This is a genomic window from uncultured Kocuria sp. (assembly GCF_947500125.1).
Lineage (GTDB): Bacteria > Actinomycetota > Actinomycetes > Actinomycetales > Micrococcaceae > Kocuria.
The window spans coordinates 41,979-58,806 of the sequence record NZ_CANMRA010000017.1 but is presented as its reverse complement, the minus strand read 5'-3'; the positions used below and the strand labels follow the sequence as shown (position 1 = coordinate 58,806).

Genomic DNA, 16,828 nt, shown 5'->3' with positions numbered 1-16,828 from the left:
GAGCTGGGTCACTAGATATGAAAATTCAATTGAATCGATTTGTCTCATCAGAGGAACTGATGCCAGAGCTGACCCTGAGACAGTTGCAGTACTTCGTGGCCACCGTGGACCTGGGATCGGTCACAGCCGCGGCCGCGGCATGCCACATCTCCCAGGCCGCCGCATCCATGGCCGTGGCGGAGCTGGAGAAGGCTGTCGGCACACCCTTGCTGGTGCGCAGCCGCTCCCGGAAGGTTGCGCCCACTCCTGCTGGGGTGGAGTTCGCTGCCCATGCCCGTGGCGTCCTGGAGCGGGTGGCTGAGGCGCAGGAAGCGATTGCGGAGAGCGCGGGCAGCATGCGCGGACCGTTGCGGGTCGGGATGAGCCTGACGCTGTCGCCGCGGCTGGTGCCGCCCCTGGTGGAGTACTTCACGCACCAGCACCCGCTCGTGGACCTGCGCCTGAAGGAGGGTGCGCCGCACGAGCTGCAGGAGCAGGTGCGCACCGGGCGCCTGGACGTCGTGTTTCTCTACTCCCAGCAGGCCGACACCGACCTCGACCGAGTCGAGATCGCCCCGGTGCGCCTGCATCTCATGCTGCCCGCCGATCACCGGCTCGCCGGAGCCGAGTCGGTGTGGCTCCGTGAGGTCGTCGAGGAACCGGCCGTGCTGCTGGACGTCCCTCCTACCGCGGAGCGGATGACGGCGATCGTCGAGTCCGTGGGGCTGAGCATCCGGGTCGGTTGGCGCAGTGCCAGCATGGACACCATCCGCACCCTCGTCGGCCGCGGCCTCGGCTACTCGTTCGCCAACAGCCTGCCGGCCACCGGTGCAACATTCGACGAGACCGAGGTGGTGTACCGCCTCGTGGCCGACGACGTCCCGACCAACTCCGTGGTGGCAGTCGTGCCGGCGGGTCACCGCCCACCCCGCCGGGTCGCCGCGGCCATCGACGTGCTGAGGACATCGAACCGGTCACCGGAAGCCCATCAAGGAAAGGACCACGTATGAATACCCGCGACCAGAAGAACCCGCCCGCCCCTGGTACGCCACCTGCGCCGCCGCTCGAGTACATCGCCACGATCGAAGTCGACGTCGACGCCCCGATCACTGTCGGTGCCACCGTGGACGGAGTGCGGCGCGTGGTCCCGATCCGCGGCGGCCGGGTCCACGGCCCCGGAGTCGCCGGCCGGGTGCTTGACGTCGGGGCGGACTTCCAGCAGTACCCCACCGACGATCTGGCCTACCTGGCCGCCGACTACGTCCTGGAGCTCGACGACGGCCACCACATCCTGGTGCAGAACCGCGCCCTGCGTGCCGGGACGCCGGAGGACCTGCGCACGGTGATGGCCGGTGGCACCGTCGACCCCGCCAGAATCTATTTCTGCTGCGTGCCACGACTGACCGCCGATGAGGCCGGTCCGCACGCGTGGATGAACCGCACCCTGTTCATCGGCACCGGCGAACGAGGACCGGACGGCGTGCTGATCCAGGTCTTCCGCGTCGGCTAGTCCAGGCTCCCTGAGTTTCTGTGGCCGGTGCCGGCCCGCAGGTAATCGGCCAAGTTCGCCAGCGACGAGGCGAACCCCGCGGCGTGGTCCTCGGCGGAGATCCCGTCGGGGACGTTCTCGGCGCGGATCTCCACGCGGGTGCCGTCCTCGACCGGGGTGAGCTCCCAGGTCATGGTCATCGTGCCGGCGTAGGCCGGGTCGTCGGAGACGAAGTCCCCGGTCTGCACGACGCGCACGCCGGGGACGAGGTCCACGAAGCGTGCTTCCACGACGTCGGACGCGGCGGTGGTCTTGCCGGGGGCGCCCGCGGCGTCGTCGTAGGTGAGAACCATGCGGTAGGACCCGCCCGGGCGGGCGTCGAAGTGCTCGAAGCGGGCCGTCATCCCCTCCGGCGGCAGCCAGGCCGTGAGCGCGTCCGGGTCGGTCAGGGCGGCGTAGACCCGCTCGGGGGAGGCGGGGACCACCCGTGAGGCGGTGTCCGTGCGGGCCATGCGGCCATCGTAGGACCTGGTCCCGAACCGGCTCCAGGGTCCGGCGGCCATCAGGCGGATTCCCTTCATGGGGTGGCGTCGATCACGTCACATCGTATACGATCGCCAGCAAGAGACCCGGGCCGCACCGTTGGACGTGCTGGACCCGGGCCACCTCCGCAGACCACGAAGGCAGGACGGCATGGCAGAGACGACACCGGCTCCTCCCGGGGCCACCGGGCCCGTTGACTTCACCGACAGGGCGAGCCGCCCCGGGAAGGTCATCGCGCTGCACCTGAACTACCCCTCCCGCATCGCCCAGCGGGGCCGCTCCCCGAAGTTCCCCGGCTACTTCCTCAAGGCCGGGACCTCCATCGCCCGGACCGGCGCCACGATCGAGCGCCCGGCCGGCACCGAGCTGCTGGCCTACGAGGGCGAGATCGCGCTGATCATCGGGCAGACGTGCCGCCGGGTGGGCCCCGAGGAGGGCTGGTCCAAGGTCTCCGGCATCACCGCGGCCAACGACTGGGGCCTGTACGACCTGCGCCACGCCGACAAGGGCTCCAACGTCAAGAACAAGTCCGGGGACGGCTACACCCCGCTGGGGCCGAACGTCATCCCGGCCGCCGGGCTCGACCCGGCCGCGCTGCGCGTCCGGACCTGGGTCAACGGGGACCTCGTCCAGGACGACACCACCGAGGCGCTGGTCTTCCCCTTCGGCCAGCTCGTGGCGGACCTGTCCCAGCTCATGACACTGGAGGAGGGCGACGTCATCCTGACGGGCACCCCGGCCGGCTCCTCCGTGGCCCAGCCGGGCGACGTCGTCGAGGTCGAGGTCGATGCGCCCGAGGCGCCCGGCGCTCCCTCCAGCGGACGGCTGGTCACCCGCGTGGTGGCCGGCGAGGCGCCGATGGCGTCCTACGGACACGGCCCGCAGGTGGACGACACCCAGCGGGAGGAGGCCTGGGGCTCACGGGAGGCCGCCGGGCTGGCGCCGGTTGCGGCCGACGCCGAGCCGTACCACTACGTGCCGGCCGCCCCGGTCCCCGACCGCACCCTGCTCACCGACGAGCTCAGGGCGAAGATCAACGAGACGGCCGTGGCCACCATCACCGCGCAGCTGCGCAAGCGGGGGATCGACAACGCCACGATCGACGGCGTGCGGCCCACCCATCCCGGCCACCGCATCCTCGGCTACGCCAAGACGCTGCGCTACGTGCCCAACCGGGAGGACCTGTTCAAGGCCTTCGGCGGCGGATTCAACGCCCAGAAGCGCGCCATGGACACGGTGCAGCCGGACGACGTGGTGGTCATGGAGGCCCGCGGCGAGAAGGGGACCGGCACCCTCGGCGACGTCCTCGCCCTGCGCGCCAAGGTGCGGGGCGCCAACGCGGTGATCACCGACGGCGGGGTGCGGGACAGCGCCGCTGTCGCCGAGGTCGGCATCCAGGTCTACTCCAGCGGCGTCCACCCGGCCGTGCTCGGCCGCCGCCACATCCCCTGGGAGGTCGGCGGGACGGTCGCCTGCGGAGGGACCACCGTCCAGCCGGGCGACATCGTCATCGGCGACGACGACGGCGTCGTGGTCGTCCCCCCGCAGCTGCTGACCGAGGCGATCGCCGACGCCTGGGAGCAGGAGCAGCAGGACGCCTGGGTGTACGACCGGGTGGCCGAAGGGCACCCCGTGGACGGGCTGTTCCCGCCCAACGCCGAGTGGAAGCGCAAGTACCAGGAGCACCAGCAGCTGCACGCCGACCGGGACGCCCGGTGAGCACCGAGGTCCTCCCGTCCAAGTCGGAGACGGCCTACCAGGCCATCCTCGAGGGGGTCCAGCAGGGCCGCTTCGCCCCGGGCAGCCGCCTGGTGCTGGCCCAGCTGGCCGCCGAGCTCGAGATGTCCGTGGTCCCGGTGCGCGAGGCCGTGCGGAGGCTCCAGCAGGACGGGCTGGTGGCCTACGAGCGCAATGTCGGCGCCACCGTGGTGGGCATCGATCCCGTGGAGTACCGCTACACCATGGAGACCCTCGCCCTGGTCGAGGGGTTCTCCACCGCCCAGTGCGCGCCGCTGGTCACCGGAGCCGAGCTGCAGCGGGCCCGGGAGATCAACGACCGGATGCGCCGGGTGCTGGACGACTTCGACCCGGTGCAGTTCACCGCGCTGAACAAGCAGTTCCACTCCACGCTCTACGAGCACCACCAGAATCCACACATCCTGGACCTGGTGCACCGCGGCTGGAACCGGTTGGCCGCCCTGCGCTCGTCCACCTTCGCCTACGTCCCCGGCCGGGCCCGTGCCTCCGTGGACGAGCACGACCACCTGCTGGACCTCATCGCCCAGGGCGCGCCCTTCGACGCCGTGGAGGCAGCCGCGAGACAGCACCGACTCAACACGCTCGACGCCTACCTGGCGTCGCACAGCACACCTCAGGACACTGCACGCCGAAAGGACACCCCATGAGCACCGAGACCACCACCGACACCGCACAGCGCTGGGTCCCGGCCCATCTGCCGGAGAAGATCCAGCACTACATCAACGGCGAGCACGTCGACTCGATCGACGGCGACACCTTCGACGTGCTGGACCCGGTCACCAACCAGCCCTACCTGCAGGCCGCCTCCGGCAAGGTCGCCGACATCGACGCCGCCGTCGCCGCCGCCAAGGACGCCTTCGAGAACGGCCCGTGGCCGAGCATGCTCCCGCGTCAGCGGTCCCGGGTGCTGCACCGGATCGCCGACATCGTGGAGTCCCGCGGCCAGGACCTGGCCGAGATGGAGTGCTTCGACACCGGTCTGCCGATCAAGCAGGCGCTCGGCCAGGCACAGCGCGCCGCCGAGAACTTCCGCTTCTTCGCGGATCTGATCGTCGCCCAGGCCGACGACACCTACAAGGTCCCCGGCCGCCAGATGAACTACGTCAACCGCAAGCCGATCGGCGTGGCCGGGCTCATCACCCCGTGGAACACCCCGTTCATGCTGGAGTCCTGGAAGCTGGGTCCGGCGCTGGCCACCGGCAACACCGTGGTGCTCAAGCCGGCCGAGTTCACCCCGCTGTCCGCTTCCCTGTGGCCGGGCATCTTCGAGGAGGCCGGTCTGCCGGCCGGTGTGTTCAACATCGTCCACGGCTACGGCGAGGAGGGCTTCGCCGGCGACTCCCTGGTCAAGCACCCGGACGTCCCGCTGATCTCCTTCACCGGCGAGTCCCGCACCGGCCAGATCATCTTCGGCAACGCCGCGCCGTACCTCAAGGGCCTGTCCATGGAGCTGGGCGGCAAGTCGCCCGCCGTCGTCTTCGAGGACGCGGACCTGGAGGCGGCCATCGACGCGACGATCTTCGGGGTCTTCTCCCTCAACGGCGAACGCTGCACCGCGGGCTCGCGCATCCTGGTCCAGCGCGGCATCTACGACGAGTTCGTGTCCCGCTACTCCGCCCAGGCCCAGCGCGTGAAGGTCGGCCTGCCGCACGAGGAGACCACCGAGGTCGGCGCCCTGGTGCACCCCGAGCACTTCGAGAAGGTCATGTCCTACGTGGAGATCGGCAAGCAGGAGGCCCGCCTGACCGCCGGCGGCGGCCGTCCGGAGGAGTTCCCCGAGGGCAACTTCATCCAGCCGACCGTCTTCGCCGACGTCGCCCCGGACGCCCGGATCTTCCAGGAGGAGATCTTCGGCCCCGTCGTGTCGATCACCCCGTTCGACACGGACGAGGAGGCCCTGGCGCTGGCCAACAACACCAAGTACGGCCTGGCCGCCTACATCTGGACGAACGATTTGAAGCGGTCCCACAACTTCGCCCAGAACGTCGAGGCCGGCATGGTGTGGCTGAACTCCAACAACGTCCGCGACCTGCGCACCCCCTTCGGCGGGGTGAAGGCCTCGGGGCTGGGCCACGAGGGCGGCTACCGGTCGATCGACTTCTACACCGACCAGCAGGCCGTGCACATCAACCTCGGCGAGGTGCACAACCCGGTCTTCGGCCGCCAGGAGCAGGCCGCCGAGGAGCTCCAGGCCTGATCCTCCGCCCCTGCCGACACCCACCACTCAGCACAAAGGACAGCACCATGACCCACCTCGACGACCGGACGATGACGTCCTCCGGCTTCTACGTCTCGCAGGAAGCCCCGATCCGCTCCGACAACCCGATCCCCACCCCGCAGGCGCCCGCGCCGGACATCCTGCGCTGCGCCTACATGGAGCTCGTGGTCACCGACCTGGAGCGCTCGCGGGAGTTCTACGTGGACGTGCTGGGGCTGACCGTGACCGAGGAGGACGAGAACACCGTCTACCTGCGGTCCCTGGAGGAGTTCATCCACCACAACCTCGTGCTGCGGAAGGGCCCGGTGGCCGCCGTCGCCGCCTTCTCCTACCGGGTGCGCAGCCCCGAGGACCTGGACCGGGCCGTGGCCTTCTACGAGGAGCTCGGCTGCCGCGTGGAGCGCCGCCCGGAGGGCTTCACCAAGGGCATCGGCGACTCGGTGCGCGTCCAGGACCCGCTGGGCTTCCCGTACGAGTTCTTCCACGACGTCGAGCACGTCGAGCGGCTGGCCTGGCGCTACGACCTGTACACCCCGGGCGCCCTGGTCCGCCTGGACCACTTCAACCAGGTCACCCCGGACGTGCCGCGCGCCACGAAGTTCATGCAGGACCTGGGCTTCCGCGTCACCGAGGACATCCAGGACGACGAGGGCACCGTGTACGCCGCCTGGATGCGCCGCAAGCCGACCGTGCACGACACCGCCATGACCGGCGGCGACGGCCCCCGCATGCACCACGTCGCCTTCGCCACCCACGAGAAGCACAACATCCTGGCGATCTGCGACAAGATGGGCGCCCTGCGCATCTCCGACCGCATCGAGCGCGGACCCGGCCGCCACGGCGTCTCCAACGCGTTCTACCTGTACATCCTCGACCCGGACGGCCACCGGATCGAGATCTACACCCAGGACTACTACACCGGCGACCCGGACAACCCGGTCGTCACCTGGGACGTGCACGACAACCAGCGCCGTGACTTCTGGGGCAACCCGGTGGTCCCGTCCTGGTACACCGAGGCCTCCCTGGTCCTGGACCTGGACGGCAACCCGCAGCAGGTCGTGGCCCGCACCGAGGACTCCGAGATGGAGGTGACCATCGGCGCCGACGGGTTCTCCTACACCCGTGAGGGCGACGCGAACGGCACCTACAAGGGCGAGGCCGCCAAGGGCTTCAAGCTCGGAAACCAGCTCTGACCCTCCCCGGAGCGATGGCGGCCGGCCCGCGCCCCGCCAGGGGCCCGCCCGCCCCCCCCCCCCCCCCCACACACCCCCCCCCCCCCCCCCCCCCGGGCAACCAGGACCCCCCAACCCCCGGGAACAACGCGCCCCCCCCCCCCCCCAGGGGGGGGGGCCCCCGGCGGCATCCCGCCCCGAAACCCGCTGCCCCCCCCCCGGGGCGGTGGGGGGGCGGCCCGGCTCCATGCATGGAGCCGGCCGGCCGCCGCCGTCTCGGAGACAGAGCACCCGCAGAACACAGGAGAGGACATGCTGGACCACGAGACCCATGTGAAGATCGCCGACGAGCTGCACCGGGCGGGACTGGACCGCACGCCGGTGCCGCGGCTGACCAAGCGGTACCCGCAGATGGAGATCGAGGACTCCTACGCGGTGCAGAGGATCTGGGCGCAGCGGCAGGAGGAGGCCGGCCGCACCAAGGCCGGGCACAAGATCGGGCTGACCTCCAAGGCCATGCAGGACGCCACCGGCATCGACGAGCCGGACTACGGGGTGATCTTCGACGACCAGGTGGTCGAGTCCGGCCACGTGTACGAGTGGGCGCGGTACACCCACCCGCGCATCGAGATGGAGCTGGCCTTCGTCCTGAAGGAGGACCTCGCCGGCCCCGGCGTGAACCTCTTCGACGTGCTGCGCGCCACCGAGTACGTGGTGCCGGCCCTCGAGGTGCTGGACTCGCGCATCGAGATGGAGGGCCGGACCATCACCGACACCATCTCGGACAACGCCGCGCTCGGCTCCATGGTGATCGGGGGCCGCCCGGTCGCCCCGGACGCCGTCGACCTGCGCTGGGTCGCCGGGGCGCTGTGGCGCAACGAGGAGATCATCGAGACCGGGGTGGCCTCCGGGGTGCTCAACCACCCGGCCAACGGGGTGCACTGGCTGGCGAACCGGATCGCCGGCCACGGGGACCGGCTGGAGGCCGGGGAGATCATCCTCGCCGGGTCGTTCACCCGCCCCATGTGGGTCCACGCCGGGGACACCGTGTACGCCGACTACGGAGAGCTGGGGACCATCACATGCCGATTCGCCTAGAACCGCAGCCCAGTTTCAAGGACCTGTTCACCGAGGCCGCCCGCGCAGAGCGCGGCGGGCGGCCGGCGGCCGGCATGTTCGTCAGCTCGGGTGACCCCACTGCGACCGAGATCTGCGCCTCGGCCGGTCTGGACTATCTCCTGCTCGACGCCGAGCACTCACCGCTGGGACTCGAGACCGTCCAGTCCCAGCTGCGGGCCATGGCCGGCTACCCGGCCGTCCCCGTGGTGCGCGTGCCCGCGCTGGACACCGTGCTGGTCAAGCAGTTCCTCGACCTGGGCGCACAGTCCCTCGTCATCCCGATGGTGGACAGCGCCGGGGACGCCGAGGCGGCGGTGCGCGCCATGCACTACCCGCCGCGCGGGGTCCGGGGGGTCGGTTCCGCACTGGCCCGCTCGGCGCGGTGGAACCGGATCCCGGACTACCTGGACCGAGCCGCCGATCTGGTCACCCTGGTCGTCCAGGTCGAGTCCGCCGCCGCCGTCGAGAACGCCCGGCAGATCGCCGCGGTCGACGGCATCGACGGCATCTTCATCGGTCCCTCCGACCTGGCCGCCTCCATGGGCCTGCTCGGCCAGCAGGGCCACCCCGACGTGGTGCTCGCCGTCAAGGACGTCATCGCCGCCGTGCGGCAGGCGGGGAAGTTCGTGGGAGTCAACGCCTTCGCGCCGTCCCAGGCCCAGGACTATCTCGACGCCGGCGCCGACTTCGTCAACGTGGGCGCCGACGTCGCGCTGCTGGCCCGCGGGACCGAGGCGCTCGCCGACGCCTGGTGCGCTCCGGCAGCAGGGGAGCAGGCGCCGCGCGGGTCCTACTGATCCGACGGGGCGGGTCGCTGCCCGAGGCGGGCGGCGACCAGCCCGGCGCTGTGCGCCAGCCGCCGGCCCAGCGCCTCGACGTCGAGCTGGCGGGTGGCGTAGACGACGGCCAGTGCCGCCGGCAGGTGGCCGGGAACACGCAGGGGAACGGCCACGGAGGACACCCCGTCCAGCACCTCGTTGCTGCTGACGGCGAATCCGCGTTCCCGGGCCTGCTCCACCTCCGCGCGGGGGCGGACGCCGCCCGTCAGCTCGGTGAGCTCGTCCGGGTCCATGCCCGCCTGCACGGCGAGCCCGGGGGCGCCACGGTCCAGCGGGTGGCGGGTCCCTGGACGCTGGGTGACGGCGTGACCGCGGAAGGGCTCCACCGTCACCAGCGTGATGCACTCCTCCTGGCCCCAGACCGCCACGAAGGCGCTCATCTGCAGTTCGTTGGCCAGCGCGGTCAGTTCCGGCAGGGACGCCGACTGGAGGTCCTGCTGCACTCCCCGCGCGAGCACCGCCAGCCCGGGCGCGCCGATCAGCCGGCCGGTGGAGTCCCGGGTCAGCAGGCCGTAGCTCTCCAGGGTCCGCAGGATCCGGTAGGCGATCGACCGGTGCACGCCCAGCTGGGCGGCCACGTCGGCGATCGTGGGCGCCTCCTCGGCCGAGACCACGAGCTCGAGCATGCGCAGCCCCCGGGAGAGGGTCTGCGAGGGCGCTGCCGCAGCGGCGGCCCGGCCCTGCATGCTCCCGGTCGACTGCGCGGCCGGCGTCCTGCTCGCCGGCACCTGGGCGGAAGGACGTCCCTGAGCGTTCACCGTGGCCCCTTTCTGTGGGCGGTCTGACGAGGTTCCCCGGGCCGGGTCGCGGAGCGGCACCGGAGGCCTGACGGGTCTCGGCCCGGGGACGACCATGCCTCCACCGCAGCGGGGAGTGAGCGGCATCGCAGGGTCTTGTGAGGACGATCACCCAACGTATATGATCCTGATCAAGAGTTCGATAAAAGAACGACGTGTTCCACTATAGAACACACAGATCGTTCCTCCCTCTCCTTTCTCTGATTCCGCCAGGAGGCCCCCATGCTGTTCCACCACCACGGGTACGTGTCCACGGACCCCCGTGTCCAGCCCGCCGCCGGTGTGGGCATCGACCGTTCCCCCGAGCTGCCCGAGACCATGGACGTGCTCGTGGTCGGCGCGGGCCCTGCCGGCATGACCGCCACCGCCCAGCTGGCCAGCTTCCCGGACGTCATGACCTGCCTCGTCGACCGCCGCCCCTACCGGCTGGAGATCGGCCAGGCCGACGGCATCCAGGCCCGCAGCGTCGAGACGTTCCAGGCCTTCGGCTTCGCCCAGGAGATCACCGCCGAGGCGTTCCACCTGAGCGAGATGAACTTCTGGAAGCCGGACCCGGCCAACCCGGAGCACATCGTCCGGACCGCACGGGCCGTGGACGACCCCACGGGCGTCAGCGAGTTCCCGCACCTGATCGTCAACCAGGCGCGCGTGCTGGACTACTTCGCCCGCTTCGCCAAGAACGCCCCGTCCCGGACCGCACCGTACTTCGGCTGGGAGTTCGTGAAGCTCGAGGTCGGCGAGGGCGAGTACCCGGTCACCGTGACCCTGAAGCGCACCGGTGACCAGCCGGAGGGCGGCACGAGCCCGGGCGAGGAGCGCGTCGTGCGCACCAAGTACGTCCTGGGGGGCGACGGCGCGCACTCGAAGGTCCGCCGGGACATCGGTGCCCAGCACGTGGGTGCGGTGTCCTACCACGCGTGGGGCGTCATGGACGTCCTGGCCGAGACCGATTTCCCGGACATCCGCACCAAGTGCGCCATCCAGTCCAAGCACGGATCGATCCTGCACATCCCGCGCGAGGGCGGCTTCCTGTTCCGCATGTACGTGGACCTGGGCGAGGTCAGCGCGGACGACGCCGGCGCCGTCCGCAGGACCCCGATCGAGTCGATCGTGGCCCAGGCCAACCAGATCGTCTCGCCCTACACCGTGGACGTTAAGGACGTGGCGTGGTGGAGCGTCTACGAGGTCGGCCACCGGGTGACGGACCGCTTCGACGACGTCCCCACCGAGGAGGCGGGACAGCGCAGCCCGCGGGTGTTCATCGCGGGCGACGCCTGCCACACCCACTCGGCCAAGGCGGGTCAGGGCATGAACGTCTCCATCCAGGACGCGTTCAACCTGGGCTGGAAGCTGGGCCACGTGCTGACCGGGCTGAGCCCGGCGTCGCTGCTGTCCACCTACTCGGCCGAGCGCCAGCCCGTGGCCCAGAACCTCATCGACTTCGACCGGGAGTGGTCCGCCATGATGGCCGCCAAGCCGGAGGAGCTGGGGAGCGCGTCCGCGCTGGAGGACTTCTACCAGAAGACCGCCGAGTTCCCGGCGGGCTTCATGACGGAGTACCCGGCCGGGCTGCTCGTGGGCGAGGCGGTGCACCAGGACCTCGCCACGGGCTTCCCCCTGGGCAAGCGCTTCAAGGCGCATCCGGTCAAGCGCGTCTCGGACACGAACCCGAAGTTCCTGGGCCACCAGCACACCGCCGACGGGCGGTGGCGCATCTACGCCTTCGCCGACGCCGCCGTGTCCTCCGCGGAGGACTCGGCGCTGCGGGCCTGGGCCGAGTGGATGGACTCCGCGGAGTCCCCGGTGCGCCGGTTCACCCCGGAGGGCCAGGACCTCGACGCCCTGTTCGACCTCAACGTGGTCTACCAGCAGCCGCACGATGAGGTGGAACTGATGAAGGTGCCGTCCGTGTTCCGCCCGAAGGTCGGCCCGTTCCAGATCTCGAACCTGAACAAGGTGTGGGGCACGGACCCGGCCGACGACATCTACGCGGCCCGGGGGCTGAGCCGGGACGGCGTGGTCGTGGTGGTCCGACCGGACCAGTACGTCGCACACGTGCTGCCGCTGACCGCGACCGCCGAGCTGTCGGACTTCCTGACGCCGATCTTCAGCTCCTGACCGGTCACGGCCACCCCCGACCACGATCCCCACCACCGACACTCCGAGGTAACCGTGACCGAATCCCGACACTCCGACCGGGCCAACCAGCGCCGCGTCGCCGCCGCCACGCTCATCGGCACCACCGTCGAGTGGTACGACTTCTTCATCTACGCCACCATGGCCGGCCTGGTGTTCTCCCAGCTGTTCTTCGAACCCGCGGGGGAATCCGTCGGCCTGCTGCTGGCCTTCGCCTCGGTCGGGATCTCTTTCCTGTTCCGTCCGCTGGGTGCCTTCCTGGCAGGGCACTACGGCGACAAGCTCGGCCGCCGGGTCATCCTCATGACCACGCTGATCATGATGGGCGGGGCCACCACCCTGATCGGCCTGCTGCCCACCTACCAGTCCGTCGGGGTGCTCGCCCCGGTGCTGCTGGTCCTGCTGCGCATCATCCAGGGCATCTCGGCCGGCGGCGAGTGGGGCGGGGCGGCCCTGATGGCCGTGGAGCACGCGCCGGCCGAGCGCCGTGGGCTGGCCGGCTCCATGCCCCAACTGGGCGTGCCCCTGGGCCTGCTGCTGGCCACCGCCGTCACCGCCCTGATGACCGGGGTGATCTCCCCCGGGGAGCAGTTCCTCGAGTGGGGCTGGCGCGTTCCGTTCGCCGCCTCGATCGTTCTCATCGCGGTCGGCTACTTCGTCCGCATCGCCGTGGACGAGTCCCCCGTCTTCCAGGAGATCGCCGCCAAGAAGGAGCAGGCGAGCGTCCCGATCGTGGAGCTGTTCCGCAAGTACTGGCACCTCGTGGCCATCGCGGCCCTGATCTTCGTGGGCAACAACGCCGTGGGCTACATGTCCACCGGCGGCTTCATCCCCGCCTACGCCACCTCGGACGCGGTCGGGCTCTCCCGGACCGACGTGCTGGTCGCCATGACCTTCGCCGCCACCGTATGGCTGGTCTCCACACTGGGGGCCGGGATCGTCTCCGACCGCATCGGACGCAAGCTCACCTACCAGATCGGCTATGTCTGGTTGATCCTCACGATCTGGCCGCTGTTCCTGCTCATCGACTCGGGCTCCCTGCTCAACCTGTACATCGGACTGGGCCTCATCTGCATCGGTACGGGCCTGACCTACGGCCCCCAGGCCTCCCTGTACTCGGAGCTGTTCCCGGCATCGATCCGGTTCTCCGGCGTGTCGATCTCCTACGCGATCGGCGCCATCCTCGGTGGTGCCTTCGCGCCGATGATCGCCCAGGCCCTGCTCGACGCCACCGGCGGCACGCCCGCCATCGCCGTCTACCTGATCGGGATGTGCGTGGTGGCCCTGGTCGCCGTCAGCCTGGTCCGGGACCGCTCCGGGATCGACCTGTCCATCAACAACCAGACCGAGCAGGAGATCGGGAGCACGGTGTTCGACAAGCGTCCGATGCCGGCCCGGCCCCGCCGGATGAGTGATTCCAGGAGCTGAAGGAGCCGGTCCCGGGCCTCACACCACCCGGGCGTCGATGAGGGCAGGGCCGTCCGCCCGCAGAGCCTTCTGGTAGGCCTCCTCGAACTCCGCCCGGGTGGTGGTGCGGGTGGCGGGCACCCCGTATCCCTGGGCGAGGGACACGAAGTCGATCTCGCCCAGGACCAGGCCCGGCACGTCGGGCACGCCCATGCGCTGGGCGAATCCGGCCAGCGCGCCGTATCCGGAGTTGTTGACGATCACGAACACGGTGCGGGTGGCCCGCTGCGCCGCCGTGTACAGCGCGGTGATGCCGTAGTTGGCGGACCCGTCGCCGACCGTGGCCACGACGGTCGCCGCCGGCACGGCCAGGGAGATCCCGACGGCGGCCGGCAGGCCGAAGCCGAGGCCGCCGGAGGCTGGGAAGTGATACCCGCCCGGTCGGTCGACGGCGACCCGCTCGAGATATTCCAGGTCGAGGGTGGTGGTCTCGTTGACGTAGACGACGCGGTCGTCGACGTGCTGGTTCAGGACCTCCAGGATCTCTGTTCCCGTCATCCCCTCGGGGGAGGTCCTCGCCGCGGGCAACCGGCGCTCCGGACGCCGAGCACCGCGGTCCCGCACGCCCTCGGCCAGCACGGTGACGGCGTCGGCGACATCGGCGACGACCGCCCGGCCGAAGGGGGCGCGGGTGGCCTCGGACGGGTCCTGCGTCACCTGCCAGACCTGCGTGCCCGGCTCGAGGTAGTCCCCCGGCTCCCACCGGTGGTACCGGAACACCGGTGCGCCGAGCACGAGCACCGTGTCGTGCCCGGCCAGCTGGCGGCGCACCGAGTCGATGCCCGGGACCATGACGCCGCCGAAGTTGGGGTGGGTGGTGGGGAACGGTGCCCGGGACGGGGACGGCGCCACGTACACCGTCGCGTCGGCGTGCTCGGCCAGCCGGAGCACGGCAGCGAAGACCGCAGGATCCGCGACCGCGGCCGCGTCGACCTGGGGGCCCAGCACCAGCGCCGGGCTCCGGGCGTCGTCGACGGCGGCGACCAGCTCACGGGCGATCCGATCGGGCAGCCCACCCGCGGTGGTCACCGTGCGTTCGAGGAGCAGGGCGTCATCGGCAAGGGCCGGTTCGCCCCAGTCGTCCAGGGGGACCGACACGTAGACAGGACCTCGTGGATGGGTGGTGGCCTCGAGCACGGCCTGGGAGAGCGTGCGCGGCACATCCGTGGCGGACAGGGGCTCGTGCGCATACTTGGTCAGCGGGTAGGTCAGCATCCCCGCCTCCATGTTGGCGAGCATGGCTTCCTGCCCGACCGTGCGCCGCACCTGCTGGCCCGCCAGCAGCACCAGCGGCACGTGCGCATACCGGGCGTTGGTCAGCGCGCCCATGGCGTTGCCGGTACCGGACGCGGCGTGCAGGTTGACCAGGACCGGCTTGCCGGTGGCACGGGAGTAGCCCTCGGCCATGCCCACCACCACCTGCTCGTGCAGTCCCAGCACGAAGTCGAAGTCCTCGCCCAACCCGGCCAGGAAGGGCAGCTCGTTGGACCCCGGGTTGCCGAAGATCAGGGTCATTCCGTGCGCACGGAACAGGTCCGCGGAGGCCTCCAGGACTGTCCTGCCGTCTGCCATGGTTCGACTCCCGTCAAGTGAGTGGTGCAACGCGGCCGCTCCGCTGGTTCGACGGCCTGGATGCTGGTCCGGAACTCCTCGGTCCGATCCGGCGGAAGGCCCGGCCCGAGATCCTGTGGACCCCTGCCTCTCGGAGGGGTGGATTCGACCGGTCGTCGCCACAGCGTGCTGTTGAGCCCAGCGTATCCGCTCCTCGCCGACCGCGGCCGGGGCCCGCCGACCGCGGTCTGCCCCGGGCGGTCGGGGACCGCGAGAGCATCGGTCCCGGCCCGGGGCACGGGTGGGCGGGGACGGACCGTGGCCCGGCCGCGGCGCCGTCGGGTTCCCCACCCGGGGACGGCAGAGCCGGATCCGGAGCGACCGCGGCTCTTGTCACCTCAGGCCGGGCCGCGATAGGAACGACACCAGGGATGCCTCACGGTGGGCGTCCCGAAGGAAAGGACCCACGGTTGTCCCGGCCTCGACCGGCGATCCCGGGAGGTCGCGGCGGCCATCGTGACCCGCCGCGGCGCCCCAGCACCCGGAGTTCCCCGAGGACCCCGGGCCGCCGGTCCTGCCGGAGGGGGCCGGGCTCAGCCCTCGCAGTCGGTGCAGTAGCTGGTCCCGTTCTTCTGACGGGCGAGCTGGGAGCGGTGGCGGACCAGGAAGCAGGAGCCGCAGGTGAACTCGTCGGCCTGCTCGGGGACGACGGCCACGGTGAGCTCCTCGTGGGAGAGATCCGCCCCCGGCAGGTCGATGCCCTCGGCGGTGTCGAAGTCCTCGGCGTCGATGACCGCGGTCTGGGTGGTGGCGCTGCGCTGGACCTGGATCGCTTCCAGGGACTCGTTGGCCGGCTCGTCCTCGGGTCGGGTGCGCGGAGCGTCGTAGTCGGTGGCCATGATGTGGTGCGTCCTCCTGGAACGGGGTGGTGCTGTGCAGGGTGGTTCTGCACGGAAGGACCAGAGTGTACCCCACCGGACGAGGGTCCGGTGCGTCCCTGTGGTTGCGGCACCCGCACCACCGCGGCGGACGGTGCCGTCCCGGTTAGCGGCGGGCGTCCGAGGTCTCGTCCTCGAGGTCGTCGAGCACCCACTCCGACAGCTGCCCGGCGGGAACGACGGTCGTGACGTCGGTGCGCCGCAACGCCTCGTGGAGCGACCGCGGCCCGTCGGCGGAGTCGGCGTCGAAGGCGGCCAGCGCCGCGGTGTACCCGGCGGCCAGGCGGTGCGCCCAGGCCTGGTGGCGGGCGTAGCAGGGGTGGTCGGGATCGGCGCTGCGCACCTCCAGCCACCGTGCCGTCTCCGCGGGATCGACGGGGAGGGGTACCAGCACCTGGTGCAGGGGCCAGGTGACCTCGGCCCAGCGTCCCGCCGGGGTCTCGTTCATGGGGTAGTAGGTGGCGATCCATCGGGTGGGGGAGTGGGGGTGCAGCTCGACGGCCAGCGCCCCGGAGGCGGAGGGGATGATGCCTTCTTCCTGTGCGCAGGGGGAGGGGGCGGCCTGGGGCTGGGCCGCATCGCCGGACCGGGGGGGGTCCGGCGATGATCACTCAGACTAGGCATGTGGCCGAGGTCCGTGGAAGTGCATTGAACAGTGTGACGATGAGCTGTCCTCCCCGGTGCTGACACCGGGCGCACAGGGGCGTGGCCGCCGCTCGTGACCGGTGTCCGCGGCGGTGACGCCGATTTTCGTCGACCGCGAATATTCGGGAATCTTCTTTTCCCCGAGGGGGGACGCGGCCTTGTCGGCTCGGGCAGAGT

15 protein-coding genes are annotated in these 16,828 nt (G+C 70.9%); 10 read left to right on the top strand and 5 right to left on the bottom strand.

Annotated features, from left to right (window positions below):
- The first annotated feature begins 59 nt into the window (after nucleotides 1-59).
- Together Q0817_RS12290 and Q0817_RS12285 are read left to right on the top strand one after the other, a co-directional pair.
- Complete coding sequence (locus tag Q0817_RS12290) at nucleotides 60-989, top strand: LysR family transcriptional regulator (protein ID WP_298587896.1); 930 nt, start codon at nucleotides 60-62, stop codon at nucleotides 987-989.
- On the top strand, nucleotides 986-1,489 hold the full coding sequence (locus Q0817_RS12285; protein ID WP_298587893.1) for a DUF3237 family protein: 504 nt from the start codon (nucleotides 986-988) through the stop codon (nucleotides 1,487-1,489). The genes Q0817_RS12290 and Q0817_RS12285 overlap by 4 nt, the downstream gene beginning before the upstream one ends.
- On the opposite strand, the gene Q0817_RS12280 is transcribed toward Q0817_RS12285, so the two are convergent.
- A complete protein-coding gene (locus Q0817_RS12280) occupies nucleotides 1,486-1,980 on the bottom strand; it encodes an SRPBCC family protein (RefSeq protein ID WP_298587890.1) in 495 nt (164 codons plus the stop codon). The genes Q0817_RS12285 and Q0817_RS12280 overlap by 4 nt on opposite strands.
- 181 nt (nucleotides 1,981-2,161) lie before the next feature.
- On the opposite strand from Q0817_RS12280, the gene Q0817_RS12275 reads away from it, so the two are divergent.
- The 6 genes from Q0817_RS12275 (at nucleotide 2,162) to Q0817_RS12250 (ending at nucleotide 9,075) form a co-directional block, all read left to right on the top strand.
- A complete protein-coding gene (locus tag Q0817_RS12275; RefSeq protein ID WP_298587888.1) occupies nucleotides 2,162-3,730 on the top strand; it encodes a fumarylacetoacetate hydrolase family protein in 1,569 nt (522 codons plus the stop codon).
- Nucleotides 3,727-4,416 (top strand): GntR family transcriptional regulator, encoded by a 690-nt coding sequence (locus tag Q0817_RS12270; protein ID WP_298587885.1) that lies wholly within the window; start codon nucleotides 3,727-3,729, stop codon nucleotides 4,414-4,416. The genes Q0817_RS12275 and Q0817_RS12270 overlap by 4 nt, the downstream gene beginning before the upstream one ends.
- Nucleotides 4,413-5,966, top strand: coding sequence for a 5-carboxymethyl-2-hydroxymuconate semialdehyde dehydrogenase (gene hpaE / locus Q0817_RS12265; protein ID WP_298587882.1), 1,554 nt, complete (start codon nucleotides 4,413-4,415; stop codon nucleotides 5,964-5,966). The genes Q0817_RS12270 and hpaE overlap by 4 nt, the downstream gene beginning before the upstream one ends.
- Nucleotides 5,967-6,013: 47 nt before the next feature.
- Nucleotides 6,014-7,180 carry a 3,4-dihydroxyphenylacetate 2,3-dioxygenase gene (gene hpaD / locus Q0817_RS12260; RefSeq protein ID WP_298587879.1) on the top strand — a complete coding sequence of 389 codons (1,167 nt, stop codon included), beginning with the start codon at nucleotides 6,014-6,016 and terminating at the stop codon, nucleotides 7,178-7,180.
- Nucleotides 7,181-7,471: 291 nt separating this feature from the next.
- On the top strand, nucleotides 7,472-8,257 hold the full coding sequence (locus tag Q0817_RS12255) for a 2-keto-4-pentenoate hydratase (RefSeq protein WP_058872784.1): 786 nt from the start codon (nucleotides 7,472-7,474) through the stop codon (nucleotides 8,255-8,257).
- On the top strand, nucleotides 8,242-9,075 hold the full coding sequence (locus Q0817_RS12250) for an HpcH/HpaI aldolase/citrate lyase family protein (protein WP_298587875.1): 834 nt from the start codon (nucleotides 8,242-8,244) through the stop codon (nucleotides 9,073-9,075). The genes Q0817_RS12255 and Q0817_RS12250 overlap by 16 nt, the downstream gene beginning before the upstream one ends.
- Here Q0817_RS12250 and Q0817_RS12245 read toward each other — a convergent pair.
- Nucleotides 9,069-9,803 (bottom strand): IclR family transcriptional regulator, encoded by a 735-nt coding sequence (locus Q0817_RS12245; RefSeq protein WP_298588008.1) that lies wholly within the window; start codon nucleotides 9,801-9,803, stop codon nucleotides 9,069-9,071. The two genes, Q0817_RS12250 and Q0817_RS12245, sit on opposite strands and share 7 nt — an antisense overlap.
- Before the next feature lie 333 nt (nucleotides 9,804-10,136).
- Here Q0817_RS12245 and Q0817_RS12240 point away from each other — a divergent pair, with 333 nt between their 5' ends.
- Together Q0817_RS12240 and Q0817_RS12235 are read left to right on the top strand one after the other, a co-directional pair.
- Nucleotides 10,137-12,032 carry an FAD-binding monooxygenase gene (locus tag Q0817_RS12240; RefSeq protein WP_298587872.1) on the top strand — a complete coding sequence of 632 codons (1,896 nt, stop codon included), beginning with the start codon at nucleotides 10,137-10,139 and terminating at the stop codon, nucleotides 12,030-12,032.
- Between the two features lie 54 nt (nucleotides 12,033-12,086).
- Nucleotides 12,087-13,478 carry an MFS transporter gene (locus tag Q0817_RS12235; RefSeq protein ID WP_298587869.1) on the top strand — a complete coding sequence of 464 codons (1,392 nt, stop codon included), beginning with the start codon at nucleotides 12,087-12,089 and terminating at the stop codon, nucleotides 13,476-13,478.
- 18 nt (nucleotides 13,479-13,496) lie between these two features.
- Here Q0817_RS12235 and mdlC read toward each other — a convergent pair whose 3' ends face one another.
- From mdlC to Q0817_RS12220, 3 genes are all read right to left on the bottom strand, one after another.
- Nucleotides 13,497-15,089: a benzoylformate decarboxylase gene (gene mdlC / locus Q0817_RS12230; protein ID WP_298587866.1), complete on the bottom strand. Its 1,593-nt coding sequence runs from the start codon at nucleotides 15,087-15,089 to the stop codon at nucleotides 13,497-13,499.
- Between the two features lie 572 nt (nucleotides 15,090-15,661).
- Complete coding sequence (locus Q0817_RS12225; RefSeq protein ID WP_298587864.1) at nucleotides 15,662-15,967, bottom strand: DUF4193 domain-containing protein; 306 nt, start codon at nucleotides 15,965-15,967, stop codon at nucleotides 15,662-15,664.
- A gap of 145 nt (nucleotides 15,968-16,112) precedes the next feature.
- A complete protein-coding gene (locus Q0817_RS12220) occupies nucleotides 16,113-16,454 on the bottom strand; it encodes a hypothetical protein (protein WP_298587861.1) in 342 nt (113 codons plus the stop codon).
- Nucleotides 16,455-16,828: the final 374 nt, after the last annotated feature.